General features: G+C 72.8%; 18 protein-coding genes. 11 read left to right on the forward strand and 7 right to left on the reverse strand.

Annotated features, from left to right (window positions below):
- Nucleotides 1-19: 19 nt before the first annotated feature.
- A complete protein-coding gene (locus GE115_RS07145) occupies nucleotides 20-409 on the reverse strand; it encodes a hypothetical protein (RefSeq protein WP_153684100.1) in 390 nt (129 codons plus the stop codon).
- 204 nt (nucleotides 410-613) lie between these two features.
- Between GE115_RS07145 and GE115_RS07150 the strand changes: the two genes are divergently transcribed.
- The 8 genes from GE115_RS07150 to GE115_RS07185 all read left to right on the forward strand — a co-directional run bounded on the left by GE115_RS07150 (nucleotide 614) and on the right by GE115_RS07185 (nucleotide 9,410).
- Nucleotides 614-754, forward strand: coding sequence for a hypothetical protein (locus GE115_RS07150; protein WP_153684101.1), 141 nt, complete (start codon nucleotides 614-616; stop codon nucleotides 752-754).
- Nucleotides 751-840, forward strand: a complete 90-nt coding sequence (gene kdpF / locus GE115_RS07155) for a K(+)-transporting ATPase subunit F (RefSeq protein ID WP_153684102.1) — start codon at nucleotides 751-753, stop codon at nucleotides 838-840. The genes GE115_RS07150 and kdpF overlap by 4 nt, the downstream gene beginning before the upstream one ends.
- Complete coding sequence (gene kdpA, locus GE115_RS07160; protein ID WP_153684103.1) at nucleotides 840-2,513, forward strand: potassium-transporting ATPase subunit KdpA; 1,674 nt, start codon at nucleotides 840-842, stop codon at nucleotides 2,511-2,513. Before kdpF ends, kdpA begins: the two co-directional genes overlap by 1 nt.
- Nucleotides 2,514-2,516: 3 nt before the next feature.
- On the forward strand, nucleotides 2,517-4,787 hold the full coding sequence (gene kdpB, locus GE115_RS07165) for a potassium-transporting ATPase subunit KdpB (protein ID WP_153684104.1): 2,271 nt from the start codon (nucleotides 2,517-2,519) through the stop codon (nucleotides 4,785-4,787).
- A 23-nt stretch (nucleotides 4,788-4,810) separates the two neighbouring features.
- A complete protein-coding gene (kdpC, locus tag GE115_RS07170) occupies nucleotides 4,811-5,437 on the forward strand; it encodes a potassium-transporting ATPase subunit KdpC (RefSeq protein WP_153684105.1) in 627 nt (208 codons plus the stop codon).
- 4 nt (nucleotides 5,438-5,441) lie between these two features.
- Nucleotides 5,442-7,931, forward strand: a complete 2,490-nt coding sequence (locus GE115_RS07175) for an ATP-binding protein (protein ID WP_153684106.1) — start codon at nucleotides 5,442-5,444, stop codon at nucleotides 7,929-7,931.
- Nucleotides 7,928-8,617, forward strand: a complete 690-nt coding sequence (locus tag GE115_RS07180) for a response regulator transcription factor (protein ID WP_153684107.1) — start codon at nucleotides 7,928-7,930, stop codon at nucleotides 8,615-8,617. The genes GE115_RS07175 and GE115_RS07180 overlap by 4 nt, the downstream gene beginning before the upstream one ends.
- A gap of 118 nt (nucleotides 8,618-8,735) precedes the next feature.
- Nucleotides 8,736-9,410 (forward strand): flavin reductase family protein, encoded by a 675-nt coding sequence (locus GE115_RS07185; protein ID WP_153684359.1) that lies wholly within the window; start codon nucleotides 8,736-8,738, stop codon nucleotides 9,408-9,410.
- 60 nt (nucleotides 9,411-9,470) lie between these two features.
- Here GE115_RS07185 and GE115_RS07190 read toward each other — a convergent pair whose 3' ends face one another.
- Nucleotides 9,471-10,442 carry a Rossmann-fold NAD(P)-binding domain-containing protein gene (locus tag GE115_RS07190; protein WP_153684108.1) on the reverse strand — a complete coding sequence of 324 codons (972 nt, stop codon included), beginning with the start codon at nucleotides 10,440-10,442 and terminating at the stop codon, nucleotides 9,471-9,473.
- Between the two features lie 70 nt (nucleotides 10,443-10,512).
- Between GE115_RS07190 and GE115_RS07195 the strand changes: the two genes are divergently transcribed.
- A complete protein-coding gene (locus GE115_RS07195; protein WP_172979760.1) occupies nucleotides 10,513-11,127 on the forward strand; it encodes a TetR/AcrR family transcriptional regulator in 615 nt (204 codons plus the stop codon).
- 271 nt (nucleotides 11,128-11,398) lie between these two features.
- A complete protein-coding gene (rlmC, locus tag GE115_RS07200; protein ID WP_312854988.1) occupies nucleotides 11,399-12,562 on the forward strand; it encodes a 23S rRNA (uracil(747)-C(5))-methyltransferase RlmC in 1,164 nt (387 codons plus the stop codon).
- Nucleotides 12,563-12,572: 10 nt separating this feature from the next.
- Here rlmC and GE115_RS07205 read toward each other — a convergent pair whose 3' ends face one another.
- From GE115_RS07205 to proC, 4 genes are all read right to left on the reverse strand, one after another.
- Nucleotides 12,573-13,856, reverse strand: a complete 1,284-nt coding sequence (locus tag GE115_RS07205; RefSeq protein ID WP_312854989.1) for a DUF6596 domain-containing protein — start codon at nucleotides 13,854-13,856, stop codon at nucleotides 12,573-12,575.
- The gene (locus GE115_RS07210) at nucleotides 13,853-14,239 is read right to left on the reverse strand and encodes a YciI family protein (protein ID WP_153684110.1); all 387 of its coding nucleotides are present in this window, start codon (nucleotides 14,237-14,239) and stop codon (nucleotides 13,853-13,855) included. The genes GE115_RS07205 and GE115_RS07210 overlap by 4 nt, the downstream gene beginning before the upstream one ends.
- A gap of 108 nt (nucleotides 14,240-14,347) precedes the next feature.
- Complete coding sequence (locus tag GE115_RS07215) at nucleotides 14,348-15,730, reverse strand: beta-N-acetylhexosaminidase (RefSeq protein ID WP_153684111.1); 1,383 nt, start codon at nucleotides 15,728-15,730, stop codon at nucleotides 14,348-14,350.
- On the reverse strand, nucleotides 15,727-16,575 hold the full coding sequence (gene proC / locus GE115_RS07220) for a pyrroline-5-carboxylate reductase (protein ID WP_153684112.1): 849 nt from the start codon (nucleotides 16,573-16,575) through the stop codon (nucleotides 15,727-15,729). The genes GE115_RS07215 and proC overlap by 4 nt, the downstream gene beginning before the upstream one ends.
- A 23-nt stretch (nucleotides 16,576-16,598) precedes the next feature.
- Here proC and GE115_RS07225 point away from each other — a divergent pair, with 23 nt between their 5' ends.
- Nucleotides 16,599-17,561, forward strand: coding sequence for a cation diffusion facilitator family transporter (locus GE115_RS07225; protein ID WP_153684113.1), 963 nt, complete (start codon nucleotides 16,599-16,601; stop codon nucleotides 17,559-17,561).
- Between the two features lie 15 nt (nucleotides 17,562-17,576).
- Here the strand turns inward: GE115_RS07225 and tadA are convergent, their stop codons facing one another.
- The gene (gene tadA / locus GE115_RS07230) at nucleotides 17,577-18,050 is read right to left on the reverse strand and encodes a tRNA adenosine(34) deaminase TadA (protein ID WP_216648782.1); all 474 of its coding nucleotides are present in this window, start codon (nucleotides 18,048-18,050) and stop codon (nucleotides 17,577-17,579) included.
- Nucleotides 18,051-18,084 lie beyond the last annotated feature (34 nt).

Below are 18,084 nucleotides of genomic sequence, written 5' to 3' on the forward strand. Positions count from 1 at the left end.
AGGACGGTCGCCACGCCGGTCACGCGGTGAACATCAAGACGACGGATGCCACGAGCGACGCCGTGCCGACCGCGAGCAGCACGATCGCGACCGTCGTGAGCACGCGCGTCGCGGGCCCGCGGCGATGGAACCTGAGGTCGTCACCACTCGCGTAGCCGATCGCGTCCTCGTGGTCGGCGACCTCGTCGAGCTCGCCCGGCTCGACCGCGCGTTCGTGGAGCTCGTCGCCCGCGAACCAGCGCAGGATGGGTTCGCCGTGCTGAGGATGGACGACGACGACCTCGACCTCCTCGCGCCCGGCGTCGACGAGGCGGGCGATCAGGGCGGCGACGGCCAGCGGCACGCCCAGGCCCAGGCCCACCCAGCTCAGCACCTCCACGGCGAGGGAGAGGATCTCGGATGCCGGCACGTGCTGAGCGTATCCGCACCGCAGGCCCTCCGCCGACCGCGGCCCCGGCCCCGTCAGCGGAGCGTCGGGATGCGGCGAGCGGGCGTTAGGGATCCGTGAGGACCGGCGCCGGGGCGTCCGCCCGGGTGTTGCATCGCAGGGTGCAGCGAATCGCTGCCCGCCTGCCGCGCTCGCGGCTCGCGCCCCTGTGAACCTGGAGTCTTCGTGCTCGACGTCGTCTACCTCCTCGGCATCTTCGCCGTGTTCTTCCTCATCCATCTCATCGCCAAGGGGGTGGAGCAGATGGGCCCGCAGGCCCGCGCCTCCGCTCACCGCGACGCGGCGGCTGGAGTGGAGCGGCGATGATGGTGTTCGAACTGATCGCCGCCGCCCTGGGTGTCGCCGCCGTGGTGTACCTCGTGGTCGCCCTCCTCAAGCCCGAGCGGTTCTGATGGACGTGCTCTTCGCCGTCGTGCAGGCGGCCACCCTCGCCCTGATCCTCGCGCTCCTCTACCGCCCGCTCGGCGACTACCTGGCCCGCGTGTACTCCACGGACCGCGACTGGAAGGTCGAGCGCGGGCTCTACCGCCTGATCGGCGTGGACCCGCGCACCGAGCAGTCGTGGCCCGCGTACCTGCGCGGGGTGCTCGCGTTCTCGGCGGTCGGGGTCCTCCTCGTCTACGTGCTCCAGCGCGCCCAGACGGTGCTGCCCTACTCGCTGGGCCTTCCGCCGGTGCCCGAGGGCCTCTCGTTCAACACGGCCGTGTCGTTCGTGACGAACACGAACTGGCAGTCGTACTCCCCCGAGCTCACGATGGGCTACACCGTGCAGCTCGCGGGCCTCGCCGTGCAGAACTTCGTCTCCGCCGCCGTCGGCATCGCCGTGACGATCGCCCTCGTCCGCGGATTCGCGCGCCGCGGGTCGGGAACGATCGGCAACTTCTGGGTCGACCTGTTCCGGGGCTCGTTCCGTCTGCTGCTGCCGCTGTCGGTGATCGGGGCGATCGTGCTGGTCGTCGGCGGCGTCATCCAGAATTTCAACGGCTTCACCGAGGTCACGACGCTCGCGGGCGGCACGCAGCACCTGCCCGGCGGCCCGGTCGCCTCGCAGGAGGTCGTCAAGCTGCTCGGCACGAACGGCGGCGGCTTCTTCAACGTGAACTCCGCGCACCCCTTCGAGAACCCGACGGCATGGACGAGCCTGTTCCAGAACGTGCTGATGCTCGCGATCCCCTTCGCCCTGCCCCGCACGTTCGGCACGATGGTCGGCTCGAACCGGCAGGGCACTGCGATCCTGGCGGTCATGGCGACGCTCTTCGTCGTCTCGCTCACGGCGCTCACCGCGCTCGAGGCGTCCGGCAGCGGCACCGCGCCCGAACTCGCGGGCGGCGCGATGGAGGGCAAGGAGCAGCGCTTCGGCATCTTCGCCTCGACGCTGTTCGGCTCGACGTCGACGCTCACCTCGACGGGCGCCGTCAACTCGATGCACGACTCGTACACGGCGCTCGGCGGCATGCTGCCGATGCTCAACATGATGCTCGGCGAGGTCGCCCCGGGCGGCGTCGGCTCGGGCCTCTACGGCATGCTCGTGCTCGCGGTCATCGCCGTGTTCATCGCGGGCCTGCTCGTCGGCCGCACGCCCGAGTACCTCGGCAAGCGCATCGGCCCGCGTGAGATCAAGCTCGCGAGCCTGTACATCCTGGTGACCCCGGTGCTCGTGCTCGCCGGCACGGCGCTCAGCTTCGCGATCCCGGGCGTGCGCGAGGACGTCGAGTCCACGTCGATCTGGAATCCGGGCGTCCACGGCATGAGCGAGGTGCTCTACGCCTTCACGAGCGCGTCGAACAACAACGGCTCGGCGTTCGCGGGCCTCACGGCGAACACGCCATGGTTCAATACCGCGCTCGGCGTGGCGATGCTGCTCGGCCGGTTCATCCCGATCGTGCTCGTGCTCGCGCTCGCCGGGAGCCTCGCCGCGCAGGACAAGGTGCCCGCGACGGCCGGCACCCTGCCGACGCACCGCCCCCAGTTCGTCGGCCTCCTCGTCGGCGTGACGGTCCTCGTCACCGCCCTCACCTATTTCCCCGTTCTCACGCTGGGTCCCCTGGCGGAAGGGTTGAGCTGATCCATGTCCACCATCACTCCCACGACTCATGCGGGCGCGCCCGGCGCCTCCGGCTCATCCCGCGCTTCGGGCGCGCCGGACTCGCCGCCTGACGAGCACGAGCGCCGGCCGCACCGGCATCCGAAGCCGAGGGCCCCATTCGGCCCGCGCCAGCTGGTCGCGGCGCTGCCCGGGGCGCTGCGCAAGCTCGACCCGCGCCAGATGTGGCGCAACCCCGTCATGTTCATCGTCGAGGTCGGCGCCGCGCTCACGACGGTGATCGCGATCGCCGAGCCCTTCCTCGGCGGCCCGGCGTCGTCGGGCGGGTCGGCCGTGCCGTTCGGCTTCACGTGGGCGATCGCCGGCTGGCTCTGCCTCACGGTGATCTTCGCGAACCTCGCCGAGTCGGTCGCCGAGGGCCGCGGCAAGGCGCAGGCCGACACGCTGCGGCAGACGCGCACGTCGACGGTCGCGCACGTGGTGCGCAACTACGACGGCGCAGCCGATCCCGGTGCGGCGCACGCGGCGACGACGGATGCCTCCTCGGCCGACCTGCTGCTCGGCGACGTGGTCGTCGTGTCGGCCGGCGAGCTGATCCCGGGCGACGGCGACATCGTGCACGGCATCGCCTCGGTCGACGAGTCGGCCATCACCGGCGAGTCGGCCCCGGTCGTGCGCGAGTCGGGCGGCGACCGCAGCGCGGTGACCGGCGGCACGCGCGTACTGAGCGACCGCATCGTGGTGCGCATCACCTCGAAGCCCGGCGAGACCTTCGTCGACCGCATGATCGCGCTCGTCGAGGGCGCGGCCCGGCAGAAGACGCCGAACGAGATCGCGCTGAACATCCTGCTCGCGAGCCTGTCGATCGTGTTCGTCGTGGTCGTCCTGACGCTGAACCCCATCGCGTCGTACGCGGCGTCGCCGGCGAGCATCCCGGTGCTCATCGCCCTGCTCGTGTGCCTCATCCCGACGACCATCGGCGGCCTGCTCTCGGCGATCGGCATCGCCGGCATGGACCGGCTCGTGCAGCAGAACGTGCTCGCGATGTCGGGCCGCGCGGTCGAGGCCGCGGGCGACGTGACGACCCTGCTGCTCGACAAGACCGGCACCATCACCTACGGCAACCGCCGCGCGAGCGCGTTCGTGCCGCTGCCCGGCGTCGAGGAGCGCGAGCTCGTCCGGGCGGCCGCGCTCGCCTCGCTCGCCGATCCGACGCCCGAGGGCGCCTCGATCGTCGAGCTTGCCGCGGCGCGGGGCATGGCGTTCGGCGCAGCCGACGGTGCCGGTGCGGCCGGTGCGGCCGATGCGGCCGGTGCCGAGCCCGCGCCCGCGGGCGTGGCCGTGCCGTTCACCGCGCAGACGCGCATGTCGGGCCTCGACCTGGCCGACGGCACGGTCGTCCGCAAGGGCGCCGGTTCGGCGGTCACGGCGTGGGTCGAGGAGTCGGGCCGCATCCCGTCGAGCGTCTTCGACGAGCTGCAGGAGCGCGTCGACACGATCTCCGACGGAGGCGGCACGCCGCTCGTGGTCGCGGTGCGCGACGCAGCGGGCGACGCGCGCGTGCTCGGCGTCGTCCACCTGAAGGATGTCGTCAAGGACGGCCTGTCCGACCGGTTCGCCGAGCTTCGCTCGATGGGCATCCGCGCCGTCATGATCACGGGCGACAATCCCCGCACCGCGAAGGCGATCGCCGCAGAGGCGGGCGTCGACGACTACCTGGCCGAGGCCACGCCAGAGGACAAGCTCGCGCTGATCAAGCGAGAGCAGGAGGGCGGCAACCTCGTCGCGATGACCGGCGACGGCACGAACGACGCGCCCGCCCTCGCGCAGGCCGACGTGGGCGTGGCCATGAACACGGGCACGTCGGCCGCGAAGGAGGCCGGCAACATGGTCGACCTCGACAGCGACCCGACCAAGCTCATCGACATCGTGCGCATCGGCAAGCAGCTGCTCATCACGCGCGGCGCGCTCACGACCTTCTCGATCGCCAACGACGTCGCGAAGTACTTCGCGATCATCCCGGCGATGTTCGCGGGCGTCTTCCCGGGCCTCGCGGTGCTGAACGTGATGCAGCTGAGCTCGCCCGCCTCGGCGGTGCTCTCGGCGATCATCTTCAACGCGATCGTCATCGTGGTGCTGATCCCGCTCGCCCTGCGGGGCGTGAAGTACCGGCCGCTCGGCGCCTCCGCCGTGCTGGGCCGCAATCTCCTCGTGTACGGCCTCGGCGGCATCATCACCCCGTTCATCGGGATCAAGCTGATCGACCTCGTCGTCGGCCTGCTGCCCGGCTTCTGAACCCTCGAAAGGAAACCAATCCCATGAGCACCACGCGCACCACGGTCCGCACCCACTGGGTCGCGCTCCGCGCCCTGCTCGTCCTCACGGCCGTGCTCGGCCTCGCCTACCCGCTCGTCATCACGCTGGCCGGTCAGGTCGCCCTGCCGGCACAGGCCAACGGCTCGCTCGTGCGCGACACCGACGGCGACGTGATCGGCTCGACGCTCATCGGCCAGTCGTTCACCGACGCCGACGGCGCGCCGCTGCCCGAGTGGTTCCAGTCACGCCCCTCGGCCGCCGGCGACGGCTACGACGCCGGAGCGTCCAGCGGCAGCAACCTCGGCCCCGAGAACGCCGACCTCGTCGCGGCGATCGCGGAGCGGAAGGCGCAGGTCGCCGAGTCCGACGGCGTCGACGAGGCGGATGTCCCGGCCGACGCGGTGACCGCTTCCGGGTCGGGCCTCGACCCCCACATCAGTCCCGACTACGCCCGGGTGCAGGTCGACCGCGTCGCCGAGGCCCGTGGGCTGCCCGTCGCCGACGTGCTGGCGCTCGTCGAGGAGCACGTCGCGCCGCGCGACCTCGGCTTCCTCGGCGAGCCGACGGTGAACGTGCTCGAGCTGAACCTCGCGCTCGCGACGCTCGACGGCGCCGGGGTGGGAGACTGACGACATGAGACGCGGGCGGTTGCGGGTGCTCCTCGGTGCCGCGCCGGGCGTCGGCAAGACGTACACCATGCTCGAGGAGGGCCGGCGGCTGCTCGGCGAGGGCCGCGACGTCGTCGTGGCCTTCGTCGAGACGCACGGGCGTGCGGCCACCGCGGCGATGGTCGAGGGCCTCGAGGTGGTGCCCCGGCGCACCGCCGACCACCGCGGGCTCGCGCTCGAGGAGCTCGACCTCGACGCCGTGCTCGAGCGGCGCCCCGAGGTCGCGCTCGTCGACGAACTCGCCCATACGAACGCGCCCGGTTCGAGGCATCCGAAGCGCTGGCAGGACGTCGAGGACCTGCTGGCCGCGGGCATCGACGTCATCTCGACCGTGAACACGCAGCACATCGAGTCGCTCGCCGACGTGGTGCTCGAGATCACGGGCGCGCGCCAGCGCGAGACCGTGCCCGACGCGATACTGCGGGCCGCCGACCAGGTCGAGGTCGTCGACCTCGACCCGCAGGCGCTGCGCGACCGGCTCGCGAACGGCCTCGTCTACCCGGCCGAGCGCATCGACGCCGCCCTCTCGAACTACTTCCGGCTGGGCAACCTGACGGCGCTTCGCGAACTCGCCCTGCTGTGGCTGGCCGACGAGGTCGACCAGGCGCTCAAGGCCTATCGCGCGGAGCACGGCATCTCGGGCCGGTGGGAGGCCCGCGAGCGCGTGGTCGTGGCCCTCACCGGCGGGCCGGAGGGCGAGACCCTCCTGCGCCGTGGCGCCAGGATCGCGGCGCGATCGTCTGGCGGCGAGCTCATCGCCGTGCACGTGACCAATCCCGACGGCCTGCGGGCGCGGCATCCCGACGCCCTCGACCATCAGCGCACGCTGGTCGAGCAGCTGGGCGGCACGTTCCACCAGGTGGTCGGCGAAGACGTGCCGCGTGCGCTCGTCGCGTTCGCCAGGGCATCGGATGCCACGCAGCTCGTGCTCGGCATCAGCCGCCGGTCGCGACTCGCGGCCGCGTTCACGGGCCCGGGCATCGGCGCGACCGTCATCCGCGAGTCGGGCGACATCGACGTGCACATGGTGACCCACGCCGCCGCCGCCGGCAGCACGTTCTCGCTGCCGAGGCTCGGCGGTGCGCTCTCCGCCCGCCGGGTCGTCGCGGGCTTCGTGATCGCGCTCGTAGGCGGTCCGCTGCTGAGCTGGCTGCTCGTCGCCCTGCACGCCGGGGAGTCGCTGGCGAGCGAGGTGCTGAGCTACCAGCTCCTCGTCATCGTCGTCGCGCTCGTCGGCGGCGTCTGGCCCGCGCTCCTGACCGCCGTGCTCTCGGGCCTGACCCTGAACTTCCTGTTCGTCGATCCGACGCTCACGCTCACGATCGCAGAGCCCGGCAACCTCGTCGCGCTCGTGCTCTACGTCGTGAGCGCCGTGCTCGTGAGCACCCTCGTGGACCGCGCCGCCCGCCGCACTCGGGCCGCGCAGCGGGCCGCCGCCGAATCGCAGCTGCTCGCGACGGTCGCGGGCTCGGTGCTGCGCGGCGACGACGCGATGCAGGCCATGGTGACGCAGACCCGCGAGGCGTTCGGACTGACCGGCGTGCGACTGCTGGTCGACGGCGAGGTGCGCGCGGCCGACGGCGAGCCCTCGCCCGACGACCGGGTCACCGCCGTGCCAACCGGCCCGCGCGGTGCGCTCGAACTGCACGGCCCCGACCTCGCGGCATCCGAACGCCGCCTGCTGCAGGTGATCGCGACCCGACTGGATGCCGCGATCGAACACGGTGCGCTCACGAACGCGGCCGCCGCCGCGGGCGAGCTCGCGGCGGCCGACCGCGTGCGTTCGGCGCTGCTCGCCGCCGTCGGGCACGACCTCCGCCGGCCCCTCACGAGCGCGACGGCGGCCGTGAGCGCACTGCGTTCGCCCGACCTCGACCTGGCCGTCGGCGAGCGTCGCGAGCTCCTGGATGCCGCGGCCGAGAGCCTCGACGCGCTCGCGGCACTCGTCACGAACCTGCTCGACGTGAGCCGGGTGCAGGCGGGGGCGCTCGGCGTGACGCTCGCGCCGGTCGACCTCGCGGATGTCGTGCTGCCCGCGCTCGACGAGCTGGAGCTCGGGCCCGGCGACGTCGAGCTCGACCTCGCCGACGACGTCCGCCCGGTGCTCGGCGACGCGGTGCTGCTCCAGCGCGTGGTGGTGAACCTGCTCGCGAACGCGGTGCGCCACTCGCCCACGGGCGAGCGGGTGCGGATCGCGGCGAGCAGCTTCCGCGACCGAACCGAGCTGCGCGTCGTCGACCGCGGGCCGGGCATCCCGCCCGAACGGCGCGACGACGTGTTCACGCCGTTCCAGCGGCTCGGCGACACCGACAACGAGACGGGCCTCGGGCTCGGGCTGGCGCTCGCGAAGGGCTTCGTCGAGGGCATGGGCGGCACCCTCGAACCCGACGACACCCCCGGGGGCGGGCTGACCATGGTCGTCGCGCTGCCGACCGCCGAGGAGGGCGCCCGATGAGGATCCTGGTCGCCGACGACGACGCGCAACTGCTGCGGGCGCTGCGCATCACGCTCGCGGCCCGCGGCTACGAGGTGCTCACCGCGAGCGACGGCGCCGAGGCGATCGACCTCGTCGCGAACGGCCATCCCGACCTCGTGCTGCTCGACCTCGGCATGCCGCGCATCGACGGACTCGACGTGATCCGCGCGGTTCGGGCGTGGTCGGGCGTGCCGATCCTCGTGCTCTCGGGGCGCACCGACTCGGCCGAGAAGGTCGAGGCCCTCGACGCCGGCGCCGACGACTACGTGACGAAGCCGTTCGCGATGGACGAGCTGCTCGCCCGCATCCGCGCGCGGGCCAGGCAATCGGCCACGGGCGACGAACCCGCAGCGACGACGCGCATCGGCGACCTCGTCGTCGACCTCGCCGCGAAGACGGTCCGTCGCGACGGCGAGACCAGGGGTGGGGCATCCGTTCGGCTGACGCCGACCGAGTGGCGGCTGCTCGAGCTGTTCCTGCGCAACCCCGGCCGGCTGCTCACGCGCGAGATGCTGCTCGCCGACGTCTGGGGCCCGTACCACCGCAACGACGCCGGCTACCTGCGCCTGTACGTCTCGCAGCTGCGGCGCAAGCTCGAGCCGGTGCCGGCCGAGCCGCGCCACTTCCTGAACGAGCCGGGCCTCGGCTACCGCTTCGAGCCGTAGCCATCGGCACCCTCAGCCGCACCAGCGCGATGTCCGGAAGCCGCCGGAGTCCGGTCCGCCGCACCGCGAGGCTGGGAAGCCCGACACCACCACTCCTGGAAGGCGGCCCGACGTGGCAATGGCGACCGCGATCGACGCGCACGCGAACAGCACCCGGCACACGGCGGTCTCGCCGGCGATCCTCTACTTCGGCACGCAGGTGTCGTTGCTGTCGACCGTCGACGACGAGGGCCACCCGAACCTCGCCCCGAACTCCTCGGTGTGGTGGCTGGGGCAGACCGCGATGCTCGGCGTCGCCGCCCGAAGCCAGACCGGCCGGAACCTCGTCGCCAACGGCGAGGCGGTGATCAACCTGCCCTCGGTCGACCGGGTCGACGCGGTCGACCGGCTCGCGCTCACGACCGGGCGCGACCCGGTCTCGGAACGGAAGGCGGCCGCGGGGTACCGGCACGTGCGCGACAAGTTCGCGGCGGCCGGGCTCCGCCCGCTGCCCGCCGAGACCGTCTCGCCGCCTCGAGTGGCCGAGTTCCCGGTGCACCTCGAGGGCCGGGTCGTCGCGATCCATCCGATGGGCGGTGCCGCGACGCCCGAGGAGGCCGACACCCTCGCCGTCGAGCTCGGCATCACTCGAGTGCACGTCGTCGAGTCGCTGCAGGTGCCAGGGCATCCGAACCGCATCGACCCGGAGCGGTGGCGCCCGCTCATGCTGAGCTTCCAGCGCTTCTTCGGGCCCGGCGCGGAGGCGATGCCCTCGCGCCTCGCGAGCATCGACGAGGAGTGGTACCGCGGCTGACGGAGCCGGAGCCGCCGTGCCGGCCGAGCCGCGGCACTTCCTGAACGAGCCGGGTCTCGGCTACCGCTTCGAGGCCCAGCCCGAGCCCGAGGCCGGCACGGACTGAGCCGCGGGCAGTCCGCACAGCTCGGCGCTGTCGCGCCAGAGCGCGATCATCGCCTCGTCGTCGGCTGCGAGCGGCGGCACCGGGCGCCAGCCCAACCGTCCCGACCGCAGTACGGCGTACGACCACGGACCGGCGTCGCCACGATCCGGCGGGCGCACGAACCCGAGGGCGAGGTCGGCGAGCGCGCGACCGGATGCCTCGGGCCGGTTGGACTCGGGCGAGAGCCGGCGCAGCGGACCCGCGAGGAGCCGCCACCCGATCCGCGCGGGCAGCGGCAGGTCGCGCACGAGTCCGGTGCCGGGCGTCTCCCCGGGGCAGAACGCGATGCCGGTCAGGTGCCGTCCGGGTGCGGCGATCCCCGTGTCGACGGCGCGGGCGGTCAGCACGGCGCACAGCTTCGCCGTCGTGTACGCCCTCCGACCGGCGACACGCGGCCGCGCGTCGAGTTCGTGGTCGCGCTCGGGGTGGGCGAGCCGGCGCGCGTCGGCGTGGCGCGGCAGCGGGAAGCGCGCGTGCTCGGCCGGGTCGTGCGTCCCGCTCGTGGTGAACACGACGGTCGCGTCGTCGGCCAGGCGATCGAGCAGGAGGCGCAGCAAGAGCGCGTGCGCCAGGTGATCGACCTGGAAGGTCGTCTCGAAGCCGTCGACGGTGCGCCCGTCGGCGTCGGGTCGCACGATGCCGGCGTTGAGCACCATCGAGTCGATGCGGCCGTCGCCGTGGCGCCCGGTCGCTGGGGCGCCAGCATCGAGCCACTCGCGCACCGCGTCGGCGAACGCGCGCACGCTCGCGAGCGACGCGAGGTCGAGCGGCCTGGCCTCGAGGCCGTCGGGCACCGCGCCGCGCGCGCCGACCAGCAGTCGCGTGCCGGGCGTTCGGGAAATGCGGCGCGCGGAGATCTCGCCGAAGCCCGAGGAACCGCCCGTCATGATCACGTTCCGCATCATCCGCCTCCAATACGAGACCCGAGTTTCGATACTCTGGTTGTATATTCGCACCGTGACCATCACGCGTCAAGGCCCGGGGCGACCGCGCGACCGCGAGATCGACGACGCGGTGCTGCGCGCCGCACGCGAGCTGCTCGCCGAGACCGGGTACGACGGGGTGACGATGGACGAGACGGCCGTGCGGGCCGGTACCTCGAAGGCCGCGATCTACCGCCGGTACCGTTCGAAGGCCGAGCTGCTGTTCGCCGCGGCCGTGCATCCGCCGGGCCCGTCGGCCCCCGCCGACACCGGCACGCTGCACGGCGACCTCCTCGCCCTCGCCGGCCGAATCCGCGACGACCTGGCCTCGCCGGGCGCGCGCGAGGTGGCGGCCCACCTCATCGCCGAGATCGGGCGCGCGCCCGACGTCGCCGATCGGCTGCGCGAGCGATTCGTCGCCTTCGAGCGCGAGCAGATCCGCGACGTCCTGGCGAGGGCCGCGTCCCGCGGCGAACTCGAGCCCGAGCTCGATCCGGACGCCGACCGGATCGCCGCGCACGCCCTGCTCGGCGGAGCCCTCTTCTTCACGACGATGGTCATCGGCGACGACCTCGACGACGGGGTGCTCGCCGGCGTCGTCGCGGTGCTCATTCGCGGGCTCGCCGCGCCGACGACGCCACCGGGCTGAGCCGATATCGCTCCCGCCCGGGAAGCCGACGAGACACGATCCCGCCCTCACCGGGAAGCCGACGAGACACGATCCCGCCCTCACCGGGAAACCGACGAGACACGATCCCTCCCTCACCGGGAAACCGACGAGACACGATGCCTCACCCCGAAGCCGGGAGAAAAGTATCCGGCGGATACTTTTCTCCCGGCCTCCGGAGGGGAACATCGTCGCGCGAGGGAGGGCGTGATGGCGCGCCTCGCCTCGGCGTGATCGCGCCTAGCCTTGGGGGGTGCAGTGTGCGTACTTCGACGCCGGGCGATGCCGATCGTGCTCGCTGATGGGCGAGCCGTACCCGCAGCAGCTCGCCGGCAAGCAGGCGCACGCCGAGGCGCTGCTCGCGCCCTTCGGTGTCGGCGAGTGGCTGGCGCCGGTCGCGAGTGCCGAGTCGTCGTACCGCAACAAGGCGAAGATGGTCGTCGGCGGCACGATCGACCGGCCGACGATCGGGATCCTCGACGCCGACGGGCACGGCATCGACCTGCAGGCCTGCGGCATCTGCTCACCCGGCCACCGCGCGGCGTTCCCCACCATCGCCCGATTCATCACGCGCGCCGCGATCACGCCGTACGACGTGGCATCCCGCACCGGCGAGCTGAAGCACCTCATCGTCACCGAGTCGCCCGACGGCGAGCTCATGATCCGGTTCGTGCTGCGCTCGACCGAGCCCGTCGCCCGCCTCCGCAAGCACCTGCCCTCGCTGCTCGGCGACCTGCCGAACGCGAGGGTCGTCACGGCGAACCTCCTGCCCGAGCACAAGGCCGTGCTCGAAGGCGCCGAAGAGGTCGTGCTCACCGCCCAGCAGACGCTGCCGATGCGCCTCAACGACGTGACCATGCACCTGCGGCCGCAGAGCTTCTTCCAGACCAACACGGAGATCGCCGCGGCGCTCTACGCCGAGGCCCGCGACTGGATCCGCCAGCTCGCACCGGATTCCGCCTGGGATCTCTACTCCGGCGTCGGCGGCTTCGCGCTGCACCTCGCCGGGTCGGGTGCGGATGCCGCGACCGAGGTCACCGGCCCGCTCGTCACCGGCATCGAGACGAGCCTCGAGGCGGTCGCGAGCGCCGAACTCAGTCGAACGGATGCCGCGCTCGAACGCGTGCGCTTCGCCGCGGGCGACGCAACGGCCTTCGCCCTGGGCGCGTCACCGGCCGAGGCTCCCGACCTCGTCGTCGTGAACCCGCCGCGCCGCGGCATCGGCGCCGACCTCGCGGCCTGGCTCGAGGCATCCGGGATCGGACACGTGCTCTACTCGAGCTGCAACGCCGCCTCGCTCGCGCGCGACCTGCGCGCGATGCCGTCGCTGCGCCCGGTGCGGGCGCGCGTGTTCGACATGTTCCCGCAGACGACGCACTTCGAGGTCATGGTGCTGCTGGAGCGCGTCGCGGCATAGCCCTGCGCGGTCAGCACGCGGCGCGCTGCTGGCAGAACCGGCGCACCGGCTCGGTCGGCACGTCCTCGGCGAGCCGCGCATACTGCTCGGCCGCTCGGCCGCGCTGCCCGTTCCTCCAGGCCAGGTCGGCGAGCGCCAGCCGGGCATCGAGCGCGGCGTACGGAGTGGACTCGTGGGCGAGCATCTGCAGTTCCCGCTCGATCGACCGCAGTGATGCGCTCCGCTCACCCGACGGCGGAGCCTGCAGCGCCCGATGCGTCTCGGCGACGAGTCGTGCGACCGTCACGGACGGCGCGCCCCATGCGCGTTCGAGGGCGCGGTAGAACGCGACGACCAGGTCCCAGTCCGTTTCGGCGAAGGTCGGCGCCGAGCTGTGCAGGCCCGCGATCGCCGCCTCGAGGACGAACCGTCCGTCGCCGCGGTCCGCAGCGGCGGTCGCGTCGGCCAGGCCGGCCTCGATCAGGGGTCGGTCCCATCGGCCGCGGTCGACCTCGTCGAGCGGCACTGCCGCACCTCCCGCATCGAGCCGACCCGGCCGTCGGGCGAGGCCGAGCCGGATGACGGCGCGCAACCCCCGCACCTCCGCGTCGTCGGGATACTCGGCCACGAGCGCGTCGGCGATCGACAACGCCTGACGGCCGAGATCGTCCAGCGGCGTGCGCGGATCTAGCACGTCGCGATGCGCGACGGTGAACATGCCCGCCACGCTCGCGAGCACGACCGGCAGTCGCACGAGCCGCTCAGGCGCGTCGGGCACCCGGAACCGTCCGCGCGCCTCCGCGAGCGCGCGCTTCGCGCGGGTCAGCCGCGCCGCAGCAGCGGTCGCCTGGATTCCGAGGTGCGCCGCGATGCGGGCGATGTCCAGCCCGCAGACCAGCCGCAGGGCGAGGACGAGTCTCGCCTGCTCGGTGAGCGCCGGGTCGCACGCGACGAACAGCAGCGCCAGGCGGTCGTCGAGCACGCCGTACCGCGAGTCGAGACCGGATGTCCCGTCCGCGACATCCGGCTCGCTCTCGACGGTCGCGAGCTCAGCCGCGAACCGATGCGCGTACCGCTGCTCGGCGGCGAGCCGGCGGCGGTCGTCGATCCAGGCGCGCTTGCCGACGGCGGTGCACCACGCGGCCAGGGAGCCGAGCACCCCGCCGTCGCCGGTGTGGGCGACGGCCCGGGCGAACGCCTCGGCGGCGTACTCCTGCGCGTCGTCGATGCTGCCCGTGTAGCCGGCGAGCGCTCGCACGACCCGCGGCCAGGCGTCGGCGAAATCGTCGCCCAGGCCCGTGACGGCCTGGTTCACGCGGTCGGGAACACCTTGCGCCACTCGACGTGTCCTCGAGTCGGTACGAGCGCGGCGATACGACGGGCGAGTTCCTCGTCGTCGGTCTCGACGAGGTAGAACCCCGAGACCACCTCGGTCGTGTCGGGATACGGCCCGTCGGAGTAGACCGCGTCCTGCTCGACGCGGTCGCCCGACCCGGGCTGCACGCGCCCGCCGTACCTCGCGTTCTGCAGCGCCGAGCCGCCGACGAGGCGGGCCCCGAGACGCGCGACCGCCTCTTGGAACGCCTGGTGCGCGGGGAAGTTCGACTCGGCTCCGCCATCCGGGACGCCGCGCCCGGGAAGGAAGGCGTCGGAGTCCCAGTCGGGCTCGTGGATGAGATAGACGTACTGATCGGTCATGATGTCTCCCGTGACTCGGCCCTCGCGGGGCCCGTGACGACGTTCGTCACACCATGGTGACGATGTCGGCCTCGGAAAATCGACATCGCCGCCGGATTCGCTCGCCGTTCATCCCCTGGAGGGGTACCCGCCGGCACGTCGCTCGCGCAGCGAGGCCGTGAGCCGGGCGAGTTCGGCGAGGCGCGCCTCGCGGCTGCGCGGCACGCCGGGCACGCCGGGGCGCTGCTGGTCGGCGCGCGGGCCGTCGAGCGGCCGGTGGCCGACACCCTGCTCGCCGAGCCACTCGAGGTAGGCCGGCAGGCGCGTGCGGAAGTCGCTCCACTCCAGCGGACCGCCGTTCCACGCGACCTCGGCGAAGGCGCCGAGCCGCGGGAAGACGGCGTAGTCGAGCCGCTCGCGCGTGTCGAGGTGCTCGCTCCAGACGTTGGCCTGCACGCCGATGACCCGTTCGGCGAACCAGCCGGGGGCTTCCTGCGGCACGGGGTCGAAGGAGGCGACGTCCTCGAGCGAGAGCACCGTGCCCACGGGGACCGGCTCGGCCGGGTCATCCGACTGGCGGTAGTCGAGGTAGGTCCACAGGTCGGGGCACAGCACGACGTCGTGCCCGAGCCGTGCGCCGAGCTCGGCGCCGACGGGACCGCGCCACGACGCGACGACCGCGTCCCGCGGAATGCCGGGCGCACCGCCCGTCGCACCCTCAGGCGCACCGCCCGTCGCACCGGCCGGCGCACCGCCCGTCGCACCGCCCTCGAGCATCTCGTCCCAGCCGATGACTCGCCGTCCGCGCCCGGCGAGGTGCGCGGCCACGCGTCCCAGGAACCAGGCCTGCAGCTCCGCCTCGTCGGCGAGGCCCCGCTCGCGTCTGAGCTCCTGCGTGCGGGGGTCGTCGCGCCAGCGGCGCTTCTGCGCCTCGTCGCCGCCGATGCCGACGACGTCGGCGTCGAACACGTCGCACACCTCGTCGAGCACGTCGCAGACGAACGCCAGCGTGGGCTCCTCGACGTTCAGCACCTCGTCGGAGATGCCGAATCGGGTCCACGGCTCGCGCACGCGCTCGCGCACCGCGTCGGCGCCGCCGACGCCGTATTCGGGATACGCGGCGAGGATCGCGCTCGCGTGCCCCGGCACGTCGATCTCGGGCACGATTCGGATGCCGCGTTCGCCGGCGTACCGCACGAGGTCGCGCAGCTCGGCCTGGGTGTACCGCCCCTCGTGCGGCACGTCGTCGACCCACGATCGCGGCCCGTGGCCGACCTGCGATCCGCTGCGCCGGCCGCCGACCGCGGTCAGGCGCGGATACCCGCGCACCTCGAACCGCCACCCCTGGTCGTCGGTGAGGTGCAGCTGCAGCACGTTGAGGCGGTGCGCGGCGAGGAGGTCGACGAACCGCAGCAGGTCGGGCATCGGGCGGAACCGGCGCGCGACATCGAGCATGACGCCGCGCCACGCGAACCGCGGCTCGCCGTCGAGGCGGAGGCCGGGCGCGCTCACGCGCCGGCGGCCAGCTCGCGCGCGCGGGCGAGCGCCGCCTGCGTCGCGGAGTCGAACGTCTGCTTGAGGCCGGCCTCCTCGAGCACGGCGATCGCGCGCTCGGTCGTGCCCTTCGGGCTCGTGACGCGGCGGCGAAGCTCGGCCGGGCCGACGTCGGACTGCGCCAGCAACTCGGATGCCCCGTGGAACGTGCCCTGCACCATCGCGGCCGCCTCCTCGGGCGTGAAGCCGAGGTCGACCGCGGTCGCGGTGAGCTGCTCGACCAGGTAGAAGACATAGGCCGGCCCTGAACCCGAGATCGTCGACAGCGCGTCGAGCTGCGACTCGGGCACGACGAGCACGCGGCCGACGGTCTCGAACAGGGCGACCGCGAGCGCGAGGTCGGCCTGGCTCGACCGGGTGCCCGCCGACACGCCGGTCACGGCGCGCCCGACGAGCGCCGGCGTGTTCGGCATGGTGCGGATCACCGACACGTGCCCGGGCAGCAGCGACTCGAACGTCTGCACGGTGACGCCTGCGGCGACGCTGACGACGAGCGTGCCGGGCTCGAGCGCGTCGGCGATCTCGCGCAGCAGGTCGGGCACCATGGCGGGCTTCACGCCGATGACCACGACCTTCGCGCCGGCGACCGCGGCGCGATTCGCGGAGGCATCCGTCTCGGTCGCGAACGAGGTGACGCCCGGCAGCGTCGCGAGCGCTTCGGCCTTCGCGACGGAGCGGTTCGTGGCCCGGATGCCCTCGACCTCGATGCCGGGTCGCAGCAGGCCCGAGAGGACCGCCCCCGACATCGAACCGGCCCCGAGGAAGGCGATCACGGGGAGCTTCACGGCGGTGTCGGCACTCATGCGACCATCCTAGGATTGCGGGTATGAGTGCATCGGGCGGAACCAAAGCGATCATCGCGGCATTCCTCGCCAATACCGGCATCGCGATCACGAAGTTCATCGCGTGGGCGTTCTCGGGCTCGAGCTCGATGCTCGCCGAATCGGTCCACTCGGTCGCCGACGCCGGCAACCAGCTCCTCCTGATCCTCGGCGGCCGCCGCGCGAAGCGGGCCGCCGACAAGGAGCACCCGTTCGGCTACGGCCGCGAGCGGTACGTGTACGCGTTCGTCGTCTCGATCATCCTGTTCTCGGTCGGCGGCGTCTTCTCGATCTACGAGGGCATCGAGAAGCTCACCCACCCGCACCCGCTCGAGGTGTGGTGGCTGCCGATGCTCGTGCTGACCATCGCGATCGTCCTCGAGTCGTTCTCGCTGCGCACCGCGGTGCACGAGTCCAACCACGTCCGCGGCAAGCTGAGCTGGGTCCAGTTCGTGCGCCGGGCGAAGGCGCCCGAGCTGCCCGTCGTCCTGCTGGAGGACGTCGCGGCGCTGCTCGGCCTCGTGTTCGCGTTCATCGGCGTCGGCCTCACCGTGCTCACGGGCAACGGCATCTGGGACGCGATCGGCACCCTCTTCATCGGCACGCTGCTGATCGCGGTCGCGGTCGTGCTCGGCATCGAGACGAAGAGCCTGCTCGTCGGCGAGGGTGCCAACGACACCGACGTCGAGAAGATCGAGCAGGCGATCGTCGCGGGCGACGAGGTCGAGCGCATCATCCACATGAAGACGCTCTACCTGGGCCCCGACGAGCTGCTCGTCGCCGCGAAGCTCGGCTTCGCCCAAGACCTGAAGCTCCTCGAGATCTCGGCGGCCACCAACGTCGTCGAGCAGCGCATCCGCGAGGCGGTGCCTGCGGCGCGCGTCATCTACATCGAGCCCGACGTCTACGTCGATCCGTCGGCGACGGCTCCCGCGACCGACGCGATCGTCATCAAGGGCCTCGAGTAGCGCGCCGCTCGCCGGCTACTCGGCGGGCGTCTCGCGGCGCGCCTGGAAGAAGTCGAGCAGCAGGGCCGCGGATGCCTCGGCCTCGACTCCCCCGAATACCTCGGCCCGGTGGTTGAGCCGCCGGTCGCGCAGCACGTCGTAGACGCTGCCGGCCGCGCCGGCCTTCTCGTCCCAGGCGCCGAACACGACCGTGGGGATGCGGGCGGCGAGGATCGCCCCGGCGCACAGCACGCACGGCTCGAGGGTCACGACCAGGGTGCATCCGGGGAGCTGCCAGTCGCGCCGGGCGGCCGCGGCCTGCCGGATGGCGAGGACCTCCGCGTGGGCCGTCGGGTCGTGACGGAGCTCGCGCTCGTTGTGCCCGCGGCCGATCACGGTGCCGTCGGCGTCGAGCACGATCGCGCCCACGGGAACGTCGGCCGACTCGGCGGCCGCGGCGGCCTCGGCGAGCGCGAGGCGCATCCATTCGAGATGCTCGCTCCGATGCATCCGGCCCTCTTTCCGATACCCCCCGCAACTAGAC

The sequence above is a fragment of the Agromyces agglutinans genome (genome assembly GCF_009647605.1).
In the GTDB taxonomy this organism is placed as follows: Bacteria; Actinomycetota; Actinomycetes; order Actinomycetales; family Microbacteriaceae; genus Agromyces; species Agromyces agglutinans.